Here is a 14,832-nt window from a genome sequence, read left to right as displayed (position 1 = left end):
GTCATCAGACCATTATGGATTCAATAAATTCTATTAAAAAAATAATCTACTGAAATCAATCGCTTAACACAATATTCATTTCATAAGTTCGATTAAGGAAGGTCTGTACTGTTATTTTAGGTACGTTATTTTCTATACTGCCTGTACAAAAAATAAGCCAAGTGGTTATTTAATGCAAATAATCACACAAGGATATAAAGGTTTATTTCTCTTTACAGCTACAGGGACTCTTTTTTTGGGTTGCATGGCTTTGTTGAATAATTACACGCTTTTTTGATGTTTACCCCTATCCTTACCTTTGCAGGGCCCCACTCCAGGCAACGGGCTTCTGCTGATAAACCCGCTTTTGGCAGCAAGTCACCGCTCAGTGGAAGATATCCGTTGTTGATCTGTGCATGGCGAAATCTCTTCTCGCGTTGCGGCCCAGGATGGCACGTCTCTACACTGGAGGCTCAATCATTTAGCCCAGTGCAGAGATGAATGAGATTCATTGCCTGGTCTGTTGCTGCTGTTGCGGTGAGGGCTTAGACCACGCGTCGGCATATTTAATCACCCCGTCCAGGTAATACCATTCGATACTGTTATAGCGCAAACCTATAGTTTCGATCATATTATGACTGTCAGAACCCGGTATATAAGTATGGTTGGCATTTACAGACATAATGACAACGCCTTCCATTGTGACCCGGTAAATTTCCCGCTCAATGCCTGCCTCGTTAGTTTCATAATATTTGATTACGGCTTTTTGCAGCCGCCGTCCTTCACAAATACAATGGGCGAGAAACGGGGATAATTTATTCACCTGTTTATGGATAACATACGGGGCGTGCTGTCGCGTTCCGCCCATACGTCCGGTGTGTGGATCCACTGGCTGGCTGACGCCGTAGCTGCTGCTCATTACCTCGATCGCGCCTTCGCGGCCCAGCGCCAGGCTTCCACCGTTTAATAATATTCCATTTTCATCATAAAGAAATAAATATGCGGGTAATGACATGGTGTGTAACTCCTTTACTTTAAAATAATGCTTTCACTCTTAACGATGAAAGCGTAGCTGAATTGCTCATTGCCAGGGAACAACGCTAATATACGGACAGCCAGTATTTGTCCATAAATATATAACATAACCGGAACTGTCCATAATAAAAGCATCGTAATAATTCTTTTTATCCAGCATGTAGTTCGCTCGGTAGATAACGCCCCTTTCCAAAGGAACCGTGAAACAACTCCCCGGATAGGACAAATGAGTCGAACGGCCACTTATCAATACTTTATGTGTCTTACCTATAGCCGAAAACTCATAATTGCTAAGCACTTCCTTTTTATTAACACTGAAACAGACACGATCCCTGTCAATATAGACGCTCCGCATTTTTGCATACTGCGTGCCTTTATTATCTTTGCCAATACATCCAGTCAGTGTCATAACTAGCGCAAGTAATATGATTTTTGCCATCCTTGTTAAGTTCCTTAAATCCTTGATGCCGGGGTGAATTAATCATAAAGAATTAACAATTTGGTAAGGACATACTGCCTCCCCACCTAAATCTAAAACCTGACCGTCATTATCAATAATAAAAGAGTAGTTATACCATTGTTTATTGATCATATATCTTGCACCATAGATCATCGCTTTTTCAAAATGAGCCGTGAAACAGGTATCAGGATAAGACAACTTAGTGATATAGTTATAAAGCAATTTATTAGATACGTTGCTGTTGGGTCCAAAGCTATAACTTTCGAGCACATCATCTTTATCTAAAGTGAAACAGATGCGATCCCCATCAATATGAATTGCTCGCCATAACCCATATTGCGCACCTTCATATCCCTTGCGTGGGCATCCCGTCAACATAATGACCGACATAATTAATACGGAAATTTTCATCCGGGAAAACTCCCTAATACTTTTTCATATTGCTGCATTAAAGCCAGAACGGGTTGAGATGGATTATAATCCCTGTAATCATAAAGACCCTCGTTTCCCAGGAAACCATAGTGCTTTAATAACCAGTAGTCACTCACGATGGAGGCCTGCTGCTCCAGTCCGTAATCAAGTAACTTTGCTTTATCCAGACTGTAGGTATAATCCACCGCCCATGAAAATGCGCCGCGCATCCGCACCCACATTCCACGCTGATGCTGCCAGATGTGCATCATTTCATGCAGGAAAAGGTGTTGTGCAATCTGGGGTTCTCCCTTTTCAGGCATCGAAAAATCATGTTGATATTTTCCCTCCCTGAACCACATTTCACCATCAGGAGCCATACCCCGATTGGGATCTTGTAGATTGAAAGGAAAATAACTTTCACGGTGGATCCAGACTTTATGATAATGAATGCTGTAACCATATAGCGTACTGGCCAGATTAATCTCCCCTAACCGTAGACGTCTTAACCCGCCCTCTTCAGTAGATGGCCATTTAACAGAATTCAGGTAATACATTTCCGCAAACCTCAGGGTTTTATAGTGATGCGAAAATCCTATATCCTTTAGACTTGTCCATCCGGGATAGTGAATACATTACGCTTAAACTCGGAAATAATTTATAAATAAATTTCACGATATTAATAATCAATATTAATTGTTGTTTATGGCTTCCCTGTAAATAAAGTCCGTTCCCGGATGCGAGACACGTTATTTTTTGCTTTACTGGATCAACCGTTACCCGCTTAACAAGGAGAAATAAGCCATGGCGACCCCACCTCTCGACACCGAACGCTTGCTGCTCACCCCCCTCGCCTCTGAAGATGCCATCCAGATCCAGCGCATCTTCCCGCGCTGGGAAATCGTGCGCTATCTGATCGCCAGCATCCCCTGGCCCTATCCCGATAACGGGGCGCAGCACTATGTCGAGAACGTTGCTCTGCCCGCAAGCGAGGAAGGCACAGGATGGTACTGGACGCTACGCCGGAAAGCGGAGCCGCAGGAGGTGATCGGCGTCATTTGCCTGATGGATACGCCGGACAATAACCGCGGCTTCTGGCTGGTCCCGGAATACCAGGGCCAGGGTTATATGACCGAAGCCTGCCGGGCGGTGACCCGCTTCTGGTTCACCGACCTGAAGCGCGAGGTGTTGCGCGCCCCGAAAGCGGCCGTCAACAGCCGGTCCAGAAACCTGTCAGAGCGCAGCGGCATGCGTTTAGTTCGCGTCGAAAAAGGACAATACGTCTCCGGTGAGCTGGACACGGAGTTGTGGGAGATCACGCGTGAGGAGTGGCAGCGTTTAGATCCGTAACCCCACTGGCCACGTAGCCAATACGGTAATTCTCCTTCCCGGCCTGCGGCGCGTTGCCAAAATCCACCTGTAACAGCTGCCAGCGGCTGACGTCCCAGGCGCAGAGCGGCGCGTGCATCGCCAGCGCCGACAGATCGCTGTGCGCGGCGATCGGCTGTCGGGTCATCGACAGCCAGGCAGCATCCCGGACGTCATCAATTGCAGGCAGACGCAGCGCCAGCCAGGTATCAATCTGCGGCCAGCCAAAATCCTGCGTCAGCTTGCGAAAGCCGGGGCTCTGTAAAAACTGCGCCATCGCGCCGGCATGTTCCCAGACGTAAAGCGGCGCATAGCGGTTCTCTTCGGTATAGTCGTCTTCACGTCGGGCAACGAGATACGCCTTAAACAGCAGCCCGGCGAAGCCATCCAGCTTCGCGCCGTTCTCCGCAATGCGGTTCTCAACGATCGCCATGTCGTAGTCAGCAGGCAGGGTGAAGCGGTATTGCATCACGATCATAACCCCTCCTCCGACAGCATCCGCCCCTGGCTGAAGCTCCAGTCATCGGCGGTGTTGAAGTGGATCATCACCATCACGTCATCCGGATGAATAGCCAGCGTCGCATGCAGCCGTTCGCACAGCAGGCGGCAGAGATTTTGCTTCTGCTCGCGCGAGCGGGGCTTGCCCGCCAGAATATGAAACTGAATAAAATTCTCGCTACGCCCTTTGCTTTTATAGTGGCGGTCAAACACGCGTAGTCCGGCCGGAAGCGCCTCAAAAATCTGAAAGCGATCCCCCGGCGGGACGGCAAACTCCGCCTCCAGGCTCTGCTGCAGGATGTCGGAGATCTGTGCAATCTGCGCGTCGCTATACCCCGGACGCAGGGAGATACGGGTGAAAGGCATCAGCGTGACTCCTCGTCCAGACAGCCAAGCGCCGACACCGCCGCCGGCCAGCCGGCGTAGAACGCCAGATGGGTGAAGGCTTCGGCGATCTCCTCTCTGCTCAGGCCGTTTTGCTGCGCGAAGTCGATATGCCAGGGCAGCTGCTGCACGCGCCCCAGCGCCGTCAGGGTGGCCAGGGTGATCAGACTACGGTCGCGCGGGGAAAGCGCGTCACGTTTCCAGATATCATTGAACAGGACCTCCCTGCTCAGCTCGGCCAGCTTAGGCGCGACGCGGGCCAGGGTTTCAGCCGTGAGTGATTTCGCCATGATGTTCTCTCCGTATTGACAGTAAGGCGATTCTGGCGCCATATTTTCATCCTGAAAATCAAATAATCTTCGGCGTACCATCCCGTATTTCAGGACGATTATGAACAAGCTTCCCCCGACGCTCGACCTCGACGCTCTGCGCACTTTTGTCACCGGCATGGAGTGCGGCAGCTTTGCTCAGGCCGCCATCCGGCTTTGCCGCTCCACCTCGGCGGTGAGCGCCCAGCTGAAAAAGCTGGAACAGCAGTGCGGAGCTGAACTGGTGATGAAGAAGGGTCGCGGCCTGGCGCTGACCCGGGATGGCGAGATCGTCATGGGCTATGCCCGCCGGATGCTGACGCTGAATGATGAGATGCAGCGCGCCCTGAAAGGCGAGCAGCTGCAGGAGGAGATCCGCATCGGCATGCAGGAGGATTTTGGCGAGTCGCTGATGCCGGGCATTCTGGGAGAATTCAAACGCCACCATCCCGGCGTGCGGATCATTGCCCGGGTGGATCGCAACCGGGCTTTGCTCACCGCCTTTGATGATAACGCCCTCGATATGGTGCTGCTGTGGCAGAACCCGCGCGAACAGCGACAGGGCCGGACAATCGGCCAGAGCCAGATGGCGTGGATCCAGCACCCTGATCTGGACATCAGCGCCCTGCTGGCCGGGGGCGAGCCCCTGCCGCTGGTGATGTTTGAACACCCCTGCCTGATGCGATCCCATGCCATCGACTGTCTGAACCGGGCGGGCATCCCCTGGCGGGTAGTGTTTGTCAGCCACAGCCTGAGCGGGATCTGGGCGGCGGTGCAGGCGGGGCTTGGTATCACGCTGCGCACCCGTATCGGGATGCCAGGCAACCTGCGGGTGGCGGGAAATGTTCTGCCCACGCCGGGGAGCCTCGGGATCTCGCTGGAACAAAAGGACGGGGCCAAAGCCCAGACGATGCTGGAGCAGCTGATGGAGGCGGCACTGCTCAGGGTGACCTGATATGGCGGATCCTCGCCACAGGTTGTCAGTTTTGCGCCAGTGCCCTGCCCCCTTTTTCGCCAGGATAAAAACACAACATCACCTGGAGAACAACTATGCTGCTCAACCCCTCGCAGAAGTACGCCGCCTTTGCCCCGATTGCCTTACCCGACCGCCAGTGGCCGGACAAGACCCTGACCCACGCCCCGCGCTGGCTCTCTACCGACCTGCGCGATGGCAACCAGGCGCTGGCCGAGCCGATGGATATCCCGCGCAAGCTGCGCTTCTGGGAGCAGCTGCTGAAGTGCGGATTTAAGGAGATCGAGGTCGCGTTCCCCTCCGCCTCGGAGACGGACTTTCAGTTTGTCCGTCAGCTGATTGAGGAGCAGCGCATCCCGGATGACGTCACCATTCAGGTGCTCACCCAGGCCCGCAGCGATCTGATTGAGCGCACCTTTGCCTCGCTGGAAGGGGCGAAATGCGCCACGGTGCATCTTTACAACGCCACCGCGCCGCTGTTCCGCCAACTGGTGTTCCGCCAGAGCAAAGAAGACATTATCCAGCTCGCCGTCAGCGCCACGCGCCAGATCCGCGCCCTGTGCGAGGCTAACCCCCCAGACGCGCTGGAGTTACGAATACTCGCCGGAAACCTTCTGCTTTACCGAGCCGGAGTTTGCCCTGCAAATCTGTGAGGCGGTGGCGGATGTCTGGCAGCCCTCATCCGCACGACCGATGATCGTTAACCTGCCCGCTACGGTCGAGGTCAATACGCCCAACGTCTATGCCGATCAGATCGAGTACTTTTGCCGTCACTTCTCACGCCGACGCGAGGTCTGCATCAGCGTGCATCCCCACAACGATCGCGGCAGCGGCGTTGCCAGCGCCGAGCTGGCCCTGCTTGCCGGTGCCGACCGGGTGGAAGGTTGTCTGTTTGGCAACGGGGAGCGCACCGGGAACGTCTGCCTGGTGACGCTGGCGATGAATCTCTACAGCCAGGGGATTTCGCCCCAGCTTGATTTCAGCGATATGAAGCAGGTGGTGGAGCTGGTGGAGCAGTGCAACCAGCTGCCGGTGCATCCGCGCCACCCTTATGCCGGCAAACTGGCGTTTACCGCCTTCTCAGGCTCGCATCAGGACGCGATCAAGAAAGGCTTTCACGCCCGTGAACAGTCGGCCTCCCCGCGCTGGGAGATGCCCTATCTGCCGGTCGATCCGAACGATATCGGCTGTAGCTATGAGGCGGTGATCCGCGTCAACAGCCAGTCCGGCAAAAGCGGCGCGGCCTGGATGCTGGAGCAAAATCATGGTCTGGTGCTGCCCCGGGCGCTGCAGCAGGATTTCAGCCGCCACGTGCAGGCGCACACCGACCGGGAAGGAAACGAGATGACGCTGAGTGCGCTGTGGCAGCTCTATCGCGAGCTCTATGGCCCGCATCAGCATGCCCCGCGGCAGCTGCTGGATTACCGGACCGAAAGCCAGGCCGACGGTGGGCTGGCACTGTGGGCCCGCGTGCAGACTGCCGAGGGCATTGTGACCTTAGAGGGGAAAGGCAACGGCCTGCTCTCGGCCGCCGCCGGTGCGATAAAGGCCAGCTTTAACCTGACGTTTGCGATCGAGGATTATCACGAGCATACGCTCGGCAGGTGCAGCGAAAGCCGATCGGCGGCCTATATTCGCTGCAGTGCTAAGCAAGGGATGAGCCGCTGGGGAACCGGTATCGACAACGATGTTTCCCGGGCGTCGCTTCAGGCCTTGCTTAACGCGCTGCCGGAGAGTGACGCGGGCTGGAAGTAGTCGCTCGGGGCCACGCCGAGGGTGCGGCGGAACATGGCGCTGAAGGCGCTGTGACTCTCATAGCCGAGGTCCAGCGCCACCCGAAGCACCGACTGCCCCTGGGCCAGGCGGTTCAACGCCTCCATCAGCCGCGCCCGGCGCAGCCATTCGCTGAATGCCAGCCCGGTCTGCTGGCGAAAATGCCGCAGCAGGGTGCGCTCGCTGATGTTTAACTGGCTGGCGGCCAGCGCCGTGGTCCAGCGGATGCCTGGCTCGGCCTGGATCTGGCGACACAGCCCCAGCAGCGCAGGTGCCTGAGGCTCCGGAAGGTTGAACGGCAGCACGCTTATCCCACGGATTTCATCGAGGATCAGCTCATAAATGCGTTCCGCCCGGCTACCCGCCGCATAGTTTTCCGGCAGCTGCAGCGAGGCGACGATCAGCTCGCGCAGCAGGGTAGAAATCTGCACCACCTGGCAAACCGACGGCAAATCCGCCCGGGCAAAGGGATCGATAAACAGCGTCCGGGCCGCCACGTTACCGGTGATCAGCAGGCGGTGCTGCGTCCCGGCAGGCAGCCAGACGCCCCGCCCCGGCGGTACAATCCAGAATCCCTGCGCGGTCTCCACGCGCACCACTCCGCTCAGGGTATGCAGAAGCTGGGCACAGGTGTGGCTGTGCCAGGGCTCCGTTTCGCCATGGGTGTAATCATGGGCAAAGGGCACCAGCGGGCGCGTGTCAAAGCTGAACTGCTGTTGGGTGGTCATGGTTTATTTATTTTGCGCTATCTGCATGGTGATAAAGTCAAAAACCTCTGCGGCTTCGCTGGCAGAAGCAAAAACCCGTTCAGGAATTACTACACAATTATCATTCTTCATATGGATAAAAATAAACCCATTTTCCCTGTAGCTGTCCTTAACATTTTTCCAGTAGATCTTGCCGCTGGCGTTAGGGGTAATAGTTTCAACAAAGAATCGGTTTAATTTAACTTTTTGTAAGATCTCCTGGTCTTCCTGTTCAACCCGTTGCTGCTTCTGCATAACGTTATTCATCATCACGTCATACAATTTAAACAGCGCCAGCGCGACGCCAAACAGCACCAGCAGAGCGATACTGAACATTTTGGTTCTTGCCAGAAAATCACTGTCCAGAGTAGTTCTCAGGCTTAGCTGCAGCAAAGTAATCACATTAAATAAAACCGCGATCGCTAAAATAGAGACCGCAGCCTTTTGAATGAGAGAAATATAACCGTAGGGTTCGAGATACGCTTTTTTTATGATCGTGGATGAGCTTCCCGGCTTGAGTGCGCTCTAAAACGGATAATGAGTAATCCACCACGATCCTGTTTTTTCTTATCATGTCTCTCCCTCTTGCTGATTTGCGCCTGATTTTTTTTGCTTATCCTAGCATATTGGTCTCAAGGCGGAGGGGGAACAGGCCGCACAGCTCAAACGTCGTATTACCGCCTTACGCACGGCTGCATGATGCCATCCAGCGTCCTGAGGGTTGTTTTTGCCCCCGCAATAAGCGTGATATCCATCGTCCGGGCCCCGGTCACATGGTACATATCCACCTGCGCGATCCGCTCCTGCCCTTTGGTGATATCAAAAAAATTAGGGGTATCCGCTTGCGGGAAAATAACCTCAACGCCATAGCCCTCAGACGACAAAACGTTGCGTATGCAGTGATAGCGCCCCCCCCAGCCCCGGGTGAGATGAGACCGAATACGACTGATACTCCGTCGCATCGCCAAAGGGATGAATATAACTGCATGCCGCCAGCAAACCCGCTAATACCGCTACACCAATAATTTTCATGAGTGTTTCCACTTCTTATGGACTTCCGGAACGGGAGCCCGCCATCAGGTGCAGGGAATTTACCCCCGCAAAATCCACAAATCAACTTTTTGTTGATAATTAAACATTATGAGTATAATTTAATCCTGCCAGCCCATTCACGCCCGGCACAGGCGAAGGTTCGGTTGGCAGATGGTAAACTCGTGGCCCTGACAATGACCCAGACGAAGGAATAACGATGAAATCAGAATATGCAGACCAAATTGAGCTGATTTCCGGGCCACTTGAAGCGGCCATGGAGGCGCTGGCGGGCACGCTGTCCGCCAATCAGGAGGTGGTTTTACACAATCTCACCACCCCCGACTGCTCGATTGTCAAAATCATTAACGGGCACGTCAGCGGCAGAAGTAAAGGCGACCACTTATTGTCGGGCCCGGAAAAAGATAAGGGCTTTGCCCTGTTGCTCAATAAAAATGAGAGCAGCAAGTCCATGACGGTAAAGGATTATAAAACCGTTACCGCCTCGGGGAAGATCCTGAACAGTGCCTCCACGATTTACTACAGTGATGAGGGTCATCCGCTGATGGCTTTCTGTATGAACGTGGATACCTCGCCGTATGAGCAGATTCGCAAAAGTCTCGACATCATGATGGCAACCGCCCCCGTCGATTCTGATGCCGCCGATCTCAATCTGGGTGGGCTGGTTGAGCAATCAATTCAGGAAATCATCGAAAAACACACCGTTTCTGGAAAGAAAATTCAGAAAACGCAACGTCTTAAAATCGTCGCAGAGATGCGCGAGAAAGGGATTTTCAAAATGAGGGGCGGCGTGCAGCATGCGGCCCAGGCCCTGGGTGTGACCCGTTACACGGTTTATAACGATCTTGAGGTGATGAGTGAAAAATAGCTATCCGCAACGCATTCCTTTTTATCAGGTTGATGCTTTTTCTCAGGGGCCGTTTACGGGTAATCCGGCGGCGGTTTGTCTGCTGGACACCTGGCCAGAGGATGCAGTGTTACAGCACATCGCCAGAGAAAATAACCTCTCTGAAACGGCCTTTGTCGTTAAGCAGGGTGACGATTTCGCCCTTCGCTGGTTTACCCCCGCCGTCGAAGTCGACCTTTGCGGGCATGCGACGCTCGCCGCCGCCAGCGTCCTGTTGCGCCACGAGGAGACGGGCAAGCAAGTCCGCTTTTTCACCCGCAGCGGCGAATTGACCGTCACCGCTGAGGACGGAAAATTCACCATGGACTTTCCCCTCGTCATCCCCCGCAGGATTGCCGCCCCCGATGGGCTGTTGTCAGCGCTTGGCATCACCGGGGGAGCATGCGAATTCTGGCAGGCCTCCGATCTGATCGTCGTGATGGAGGATGACGCGCAGCTCGACGGCTTAACGCCGGATTTCGCCGCGCTGGCGAAATTCAACACCCGCGGCGTGGTGGTGACCGCCCCTTCGCGTCAGTTCGATTTTCGCTCCCGCTGGTTTGGCCCGCAGGTGGGCGTCAATGAAGATCCGGTGACCGGCTCGGCGCATACCTTTCTGGCCCCGCTGTGGAGCGACAGGCTGGCGAAAAAGACCCTCCACGCGCAACAGGGCGGCAGCCGTAAAGGGGAACTGCTCTGCCATATTAACGCTAACGGCCGCGTCGAGCTGACGGGCGAGGCCTGTCTGGTGATTGAGGGGGGTCTTTATTATTTAAATCTCTACAAATATAAAACTCATTTCTTAACACAGCGAAAACAAAATAAGCAGATTAACTTCTGCCTGGCACTCCATTATCCAAAACAAAGAAATGTATTATTGACCACCGGGGATAATTTAATGACGTTAACTAAATGCGTTGCTGCGCTTATTGCAGCCGTCGCCATTGAAATTGTGGCGACAACCTTATTATCGCTCTCCAACGGCTTTAAAATTCCCTCTGTGGGAATAATGGCCATTATGGGCTATGGCGTAAGTTATTACTGTTTATCTCTCGCCCTGAAAAGGATCCATATGGGCGTGGCATATGCTATCTGGTCTGCGGTCGGGATCCTGAGCATTACCTTTATCCAGACCCGCTATTTTGACTTTATGCTGGCGCAGGACGCCTGGATAGGGGTGTGTATGGTTATTGCTGGCACATTGATTCTCAATCTCGCCATCAAACAAACTAAATAACAGTGTGGTTTTAAATGGTTAATATTTTAATTGGTTTTTTCTGGCTTTTTATTTCCGTCTCAATGGAAGTCATTGCCACCTTAATGCTGCCGCAAACGAACACCTTTAAAAATACCCTGATGACGATGGTGTGCCTGATTTGTTACGCGACCTCGTTCTTTGCCCTGTCGATGCTGATGAGCTGGGTTTCACCCGTTGTCGCCTATGCGGTCTGGTCGGGAATGGGGATTGTGATGATATCGCTCCTGAGTAGCACCTTTTACAAGCTCCGCAGCAGCGCCCTGGAAAAAGTGGGGATCTGCTGCATCGTCGCCGGGCTCATCGTGATTGCGTTTTAAAAGGAGCGTCAGAATGACTACCCAACCTCTTTCATCCCGCGTGGAACAGCTGCGCGACGCCTTTTTACAGGCGAAGCCCTTTGTGTCTGCGCATCGGGCCGTCAGCGTCACCCGGGTTTATCAGGCCAATCCGGGGATGAATAACAGCCTGCTCCGGGCGTTAGCCTTCCGTCACGCCTGTGAGAATGCGCCTTTATACGTTGCCGACAACGAGCTTATCGTCAGCCACCCTGCCGGCGGCGCGCGCGGGGGCGAAGTGTCGCCGGAAATTAGCTGGCGCTGGGTGGCCGAAGAGCTGGATAACCTGCCTTTTCGGGCCCAGGATCCATATCAGATTGACGACGAGACAAAGCGTTTGCTCCGGGAAGAGGTGTTTCCTTACTGGCAAGGCCGTTCTCTGGATGAAATGGCCGAGACCCAGCTCAATACCTTCGGACTGTGGGAGTGGTGTCACCAGGATGGGATCTGCGACGTCACGATCAAAACGCAAAACGGCGGCGGCGACTCCTGCCCCGGCTACGACAACATTCTGCTGACGAAAGGGATCGCAGGAATACGCGAGGATGCCGCCGGGCGGCTCGTCGCACTCGATCCAGCCACGCCCGACGGCGGCGAGGCTTTCAATTTTTATACCGGCGTGCTGCACACCTGCGACGGCGTCATCACCTACGCCTGGCGCTATGCCCGCTATCTGCGCCAGCTGGCCGTGGCCGAAACCCATCCCCTTCGCCGGGATGAACTGCTGCAGATGGCCGCTATTTGCGAGCGGGTACCGGAACAGCCACCGCGCCATTTTCACGATGCCCTGCAGGCCATCTGGTTCGTGCACTCCCTGTTTATGCTGGAAGAGAACCAGACCGGTATCTCCCTCGGTCGCGTCGATCAGTACCTCTGGCCGCTGCTGGAGCGCGATTTGAATGACGGGACGTTAACCCATGCGCAGGCGGAAGAGCTGCTTTGCTGCTGGCTGATCAAGATGGCGGAGACCCTGTGGATTTGCAGCGAATCGACGGCGATGTATTTTGCCGGTTACCAGCCCTTTATCAACCTGGTGGTGGGCGGACAGAAGCGTGAAGGCGGAGATGCCACTAACCCGCTGACGCTGCTGATTATGGACTGCTCGGCGCGCCTGAAAATCTATCAGCCGGGCCTCGCCGTGCGTATCCACAACCAGTCGCCGCAGTCGTTTATGCGCAAGGTGGTCGACGTGATACGCAGCGGGATGGGGTTCCCGGCGTGCCATTTCGATGATGCCCATATTCGCATGATGCTGCACAAGGGGTTCAGCTATGAGGACGCCCGCGACTACTGTCTGATGGGCTGCGTCGAGCCACAAAAAGCGGGCAAGATGTATCAGTGGACCTCGGTGGGCTATACCACCTTTACCGCGGCGATCGAGATGGCGCTGCACAATGGCCGCTCGCGATCCGGGAAGCAGACGGGCCCCGCTACCGGCGAGGTGGCGCAGTTTCACCGTTTTGAGGATGTCGAACGCGCGGTTCAGGCCCAGCTGTCCGCCATCGTCAGAAAGGCCGCGCAGGCGACGCTGATCGTGCAGAAACTGCATGCGGACCACGCCCGAAAACCCCTGATGTCGAGCCTTATCGAGGGCTGCATTGAAACCGCGAAAGATGTTACCCAGGGCGGCGCCTTCCTGAATGCCGGTCCGGGCCTTATCTGGACGGGGCTTGCCGACTTCGTGAACTCGATGATGGTCATCAGGACGCTGGTATTTGAGACGTCCCGCTTCACGCTGCAACAGCTTGTTGACGCCCTCGACCACAATTTTGTCGGTCACGAGGCGCTGCTTACCGCCTGTCTGCGGGTGCCGAAATACGGTAACGACATTCCCGCCGTGGATGAGATTGCCCGCGAAAGCGTGCGTTTTCTGGAAAAAGAGCATCGACAGTATCAGATGCTGTATGCGCCTTTTGCCTTCGGCACGCTCTCCATCTCAAACAATACGCCTTTCGGGCTCATAACCGGCGCCCTGCCTTCCGGCCGTCTGGCAGGCAAACCGCTGGCGGATGGCATCAGCCCGGCCCAGCAGACGGATTATCTGGGCCCCACCGCCATCATCAACTCGGTCAGCCGCATCAACGTCGAAGAGATGGATATCGGCATGGTGCATAACATCAAGCTGATGCACGGCATGCTGGAAACGCCGGAACGGAAAAACAGCCTTATCCAGCTGCTGCGCACGGCCAGCATTCTGGGGAATGCCCAGCTGCAGTTCAGCTACCTGGACGATGAGACCCTGCTGAAAGCGCAGCAAAACCCGGCGGAGTACCGCAACCTGATGATCCGCGTGGCAGGCTACAGCGCCTTTTTCGTTGAATTAAGCAAAGAGGTGCAGGATGAGATTATCAGCCGAACCACTCAGCGTGTTTTCTGAGCCTGCATCCGGCTGGATAACGAATATTCAGCGTTTTTCCCTGCACGACGGACCGGGGATCCGCAGCGTGATATTTCTGAAAGGCTGCCAGATGCGCTGTCGCTGGTGCGCCAACCCGGAAGGGCTTAACGCGGGGAGCGAGATCCTGTTTCATGCCGGGCGCTGCCTTCACTGCGGAACCTGTGCGCAGCACTGCCCGGAGGGGGTCCATCGTTGGGTGGACCATGTGCACAGGCTCGATCGCTCGCGTCAGTGTCAGGGCTGCAGGGAATGCGAAGCGCGCTGCCCGGCTGCCGCCCTGACCGTGACAGGTGAAAAACTGACGGCAGAGGCGGTTTTTCACCGCGTCATGGCGGATGAAACCTGGTTTCGTCAATCCGGCGGCGGCGTGACGCTCAGCGGGGGCGAAGTGTGCATGCAGCCCGAGTTTGCCAGCCAGCTGATTCAACTGATCGGCGCAGAAGATATTCACACCGCAATGGAAACCGCCGGGTACGCCCCCTGGCGTGCCGTGCAGCAGGTGGCATCGGCCTGCGATCTGATCCTGTATGACCTGAAATGCGCCGATGACAAGCAGCATCAACGCTATACCGGGGTGAGTAATAAAATCATTGTGCGTAACCTTGAACGGTTATTGCAGGGCGATCGGCCTATCGTCATCCGCATCCCCGTTATTCCGCACTTTAATGATGCCCCCGACCAGGCTGACAAATTATTAATGCTGATACATTCCCTGACCCAGCATCGCCCGGCCTTTAAATATATCGAATTACTTCCCTACCACCGCTTTGGCACCGGGAAATACGCCCTGCTCAACAAGGCGTACGAGTGGAATGAATCTACGGCATGCGTGGATAACTTTTTACAACGTGCTCACCAATACGATCTACCGGTAAAGGTATCGGGTGCGCTGGTGGGCTAACAGAGAGAAACATCATGTTAAATAAACCCCAGAAAAGTGCTGAGAAAATGATTACGCCTCTCGAACGGC

17 protein-coding genes and 1 pseudogene are annotated in these 14,832 nt (G+C 54.7%); 8 read left to right on the top strand and 10 right to left on the bottom strand.

What is annotated here, in order from left to right; translation table 11 throughout:
• Positions 1-487: 487 nt before the first annotated feature.
• From tssD to AAHB66_RS08220, 4 genes are all read right to left on the bottom strand, one after another.
• Positions 488-994 (bottom strand): type VI secretion system tube protein TssD, encoded by a 507-nt coding sequence (gene tssD / locus AAHB66_RS08235; RefSeq protein ID WP_347115836.1) that lies wholly within the window; start codon positions 992-994, stop codon positions 488-490.
• A 66-nt stretch (positions 995-1,060) separates the two neighbouring features.
• On the bottom strand, positions 1,061-1,453 hold the full coding sequence (locus tag AAHB66_RS08230; RefSeq protein WP_347115835.1) for a putative T6SS immunity periplasmic lipoprotein: 393 nt from the start codon (positions 1,451-1,453) through the stop codon (positions 1,061-1,063).
• A gap of 42 nt (positions 1,454-1,495) precedes the next feature.
• Positions 1,496-1,885 (bottom strand): putative T6SS immunity periplasmic lipoprotein, encoded by a 390-nt coding sequence (locus tag AAHB66_RS08225; RefSeq protein ID WP_347115834.1) that lies wholly within the window; start codon positions 1,883-1,885, stop codon positions 1,496-1,498.
• On the bottom strand, positions 1,882-2,442 hold the full coding sequence (locus AAHB66_RS08220; protein WP_347115833.1) for a type IV secretion protein Rhs: 561 nt from the start codon (positions 2,440-2,442) through the stop codon (positions 1,882-1,884). Before AAHB66_RS08220 ends, AAHB66_RS08225 begins: the two co-directional genes overlap by 4 nt.
• A gap of 247 nt (positions 2,443-2,689) precedes the next feature.
• Between AAHB66_RS08220 and AAHB66_RS08215 the strand changes: the two genes are divergently transcribed.
• Complete coding sequence (locus AAHB66_RS08215) at positions 2,690-3,235, top strand: GNAT family N-acetyltransferase (RefSeq protein WP_347115832.1); 546 nt, start codon at positions 2,690-2,692, stop codon at positions 3,233-3,235.
• Here AAHB66_RS08215 and AAHB66_RS08210 read toward each other — a convergent pair.
• Genes AAHB66_RS08210 through AAHB66_RS08200 form a run of 3 tightly spaced genes read right to left on the bottom strand, consistent with a single transcriptional unit; the run spans position 3,201 to position 4,425 of the window.
• A complete protein-coding gene (locus AAHB66_RS08210; RefSeq protein WP_347115831.1) occupies positions 3,201-3,731 on the bottom strand; it encodes a DUF4865 family protein in 531 nt (176 codons plus the stop codon). The two genes, AAHB66_RS08215 and AAHB66_RS08210, sit on opposite strands and share 35 nt — an antisense overlap.
• Entirely contained in the window at positions 3,728-4,117 is a 390-nt protein-coding gene (locus tag AAHB66_RS08205) for a tautomerase family protein (RefSeq protein ID WP_347115829.1), read from the bottom strand. The genes AAHB66_RS08210 and AAHB66_RS08205 overlap by 4 nt, the downstream gene beginning before the upstream one ends.
• Positions 4,117-4,425: a carboxymuconolactone decarboxylase family protein gene (locus AAHB66_RS08200; RefSeq protein WP_347115828.1), complete on the bottom strand. Its 309-nt coding sequence runs from the start codon at positions 4,423-4,425 to the stop codon at positions 4,117-4,119. Before AAHB66_RS08200 ends, AAHB66_RS08205 begins: the two co-directional genes overlap by 1 nt.
• 100 nt (positions 4,426-4,525) lie before the next feature.
• Between AAHB66_RS08200 and AAHB66_RS08195 the strand changes: the two genes are divergently transcribed.
• Positions 4,526-5,398: a LysR substrate-binding domain-containing protein gene (locus AAHB66_RS08195; protein WP_347115827.1), complete on the top strand. Its 873-nt coding sequence runs from the start codon at positions 4,526-4,528 to the stop codon at positions 5,396-5,398.
• Between the two features lie 95 nt (positions 5,399-5,493).
• Positions 5,494-7,171, top strand: a pseudogene (leuA, locus tag AAHB66_RS08190) (2-isopropylmalate synthase).
• Here the strand turns inward: leuA and AAHB66_RS08185 are convergent.
• The 3 genes from AAHB66_RS08185 to AAHB66_RS08175 form a co-directional block, all read right to left on the bottom strand.
• Complete coding sequence (locus AAHB66_RS08185) at positions 7,123-7,917, bottom strand: helix-turn-helix transcriptional regulator (protein WP_347115826.1); 795 nt, start codon at positions 7,915-7,917, stop codon at positions 7,123-7,125. The pseudogene leuA and the gene AAHB66_RS08185 overlap by 49 nt on opposite strands.
• 3 nt (positions 7,918-7,920) lie before the next feature.
• Complete coding sequence (locus tag AAHB66_RS08180; protein ID WP_347115825.1) at positions 7,921-8,271, bottom strand: YcxB family protein; 351 nt, start codon at positions 8,269-8,271, stop codon at positions 7,921-7,923.
• A gap of 537 nt (positions 8,272-8,808) precedes the next feature.
• Positions 8,809-8,967 (bottom strand): hypothetical protein, encoded by a 159-nt coding sequence (locus tag AAHB66_RS08175; RefSeq protein WP_347115824.1) that lies wholly within the window; start codon positions 8,965-8,967, stop codon positions 8,809-8,811.
• A 217-nt stretch (positions 8,968-9,184) separates the two neighbouring features.
• Between AAHB66_RS08175 and AAHB66_RS08170 the strand changes: the two genes are divergently transcribed.
• The 5 genes from AAHB66_RS08170 to AAHB66_RS08150 are packed head-to-tail and all read left to right on the top strand — an operon-like array spanning position 9,185 to position 14,763.
• Entirely contained in the window at positions 9,185-9,853 is a 669-nt protein-coding gene (locus tag AAHB66_RS08170; RefSeq protein WP_347115823.1) for a PAS domain-containing protein, read from the top strand.
• Positions 9,843-11,108, top strand: coding sequence for a PhzF family phenazine biosynthesis isomerase (locus AAHB66_RS08165; RefSeq protein WP_347115822.1), 1,266 nt, complete (start codon positions 9,843-9,845; stop codon positions 11,106-11,108). Before AAHB66_RS08170 ends, AAHB66_RS08165 begins: the two co-directional genes overlap by 11 nt.
• A gap of 14 nt (positions 11,109-11,122) precedes the next feature.
• The gene (locus AAHB66_RS08160; RefSeq protein WP_347115821.1) at positions 11,123-11,446 is read left to right on the top strand and encodes an SMR family transporter; all 324 of its coding nucleotides are present in this window, start codon (positions 11,123-11,125) and stop codon (positions 11,444-11,446) included.
• A 13-nt stretch (positions 11,447-11,459) separates the two neighbouring features.
• Entirely contained in the window at positions 11,460-13,841 is a 2,382-nt protein-coding gene (gene cutC / locus AAHB66_RS08155) for a choline trimethylamine-lyase (protein WP_347115820.1), read from the top strand.
• A complete protein-coding gene (locus AAHB66_RS08150; protein ID WP_347115819.1) occupies positions 13,804-14,763 on the top strand; it encodes a glycyl-radical enzyme activating protein in 960 nt (319 codons plus the stop codon). Before cutC ends, AAHB66_RS08150 begins: the two co-directional genes overlap by 38 nt.
• Positions 14,764-14,832 lie beyond the last annotated feature (69 nt).

The sequence above is a fragment of the Leclercia sp. S52 genome, from assembly GCF_039727615.1.
Lineage (GTDB): Bacteria > Pseudomonadota > Gammaproteobacteria > Enterobacterales > Enterobacteriaceae > Enterobacter > Enterobacter adecarboxylatus_B.
Note: the sequence above shows the minus strand (reverse complement) of the source record. Positions and strands in the feature narration are given on the sequence as shown.

What these genes read in the sequence shown, in the direction of transcription:
- AAHB66_RS08170 (WP_347115823.1), top strand. Translation starts at nt 9,185, where the DNA reads ATGAAATCAGAATATGCAGACCAAATTGAGCTGATTTCCGGGCCACTT.
- AAHB66_RS08200 (WP_347115828.1), bottom strand. Translation starts at nt 4,425, where the DNA reads ATGGCGAAATCACTCACGGCTGAAACCCTGGCCCGCGTCGCGCCTAAG.
- AAHB66_RS08150 (WP_347115819.1), top strand. Translation starts at nt 13,804, where the DNA reads ATGAGATTATCAGCCGAACCACTCAGCGTGTTTTCTGAGCCTGCATCC.
- AAHB66_RS08175 (WP_347115824.1), bottom strand. Translation starts at nt 8,967, where the DNA reads ATGAAAATTATTGGTGTAGCGGTATTAGCGGGTTTGCTGGCGGCATGC.
- AAHB66_RS08210 (WP_347115831.1), bottom strand. Translation starts at nt 3,731, where the DNA reads ATGATCGTGATGCAATACCGCTTCACCCTGCCTGCTGACTACGACATG.
- tssD (WP_347115836.1), bottom strand. Translation starts at nt 994, where the DNA reads ATGTCATTACCCGCATATTTATTTCTTTATGATGAAAATGGAATATTA.
- cutC (WP_347115820.1), top strand. Translation starts at nt 11,460, where the DNA reads ATGACTACCCAACCTCTTTCATCCCGCGTGGAACAGCTGCGCGACGCC.
- AAHB66_RS08160 (WP_347115821.1), top strand. Translation starts at nt 11,123, where the DNA reads ATGGTTAATATTTTAATTGGTTTTTTCTGGCTTTTTATTTCCGTCTCA.
- AAHB66_RS08230 (WP_347115835.1), bottom strand. Translation starts at nt 1,453, where the DNA reads ATGGCAAAAATCATATTACTTGCGCTAGTTATGACACTGACTGGATGT.
- AAHB66_RS08225 (WP_347115834.1), bottom strand. Translation starts at nt 1,885, where the DNA reads ATGAAAATTTCCGTATTAATTATGTCGGTCATTATGTTGACGGGATGC.
- AAHB66_RS08185 (WP_347115826.1), bottom strand. Translation starts at nt 7,917, where the DNA reads ATGACCACCCAACAGCAGTTCAGCTTTGACACGCGCCCGCTGGTGCCC.
- AAHB66_RS08220 (WP_347115833.1), bottom strand. Translation starts at nt 2,442, where the DNA reads ATGTATTACCTGAATTCTGTTAAATGGCCATCTACTGAAGAGGGCGGG.
- AAHB66_RS08215 (WP_347115832.1), top strand. Translation starts at nt 2,690, where the DNA reads ATGGCGACCCCACCTCTCGACACCGAACGCTTGCTGCTCACCCCCCTC.
- AAHB66_RS08180 (WP_347115825.1), bottom strand. Translation starts at nt 8,271, where the DNA reads ATGTTCAGTATCGCTCTGCTGGTGCTGTTTGGCGTCGCGCTGGCGCTG.
- AAHB66_RS08205 (WP_347115829.1), bottom strand. Translation starts at nt 4,117, where the DNA reads ATGCCTTTCACCCGTATCTCCCTGCGTCCGGGGTATAGCGACGCGCAG.
- AAHB66_RS08195 (WP_347115827.1), top strand. Translation starts at nt 4,526, where the DNA reads ATGAACAAGCTTCCCCCGACGCTCGACCTCGACGCTCTGCGCACTTTT.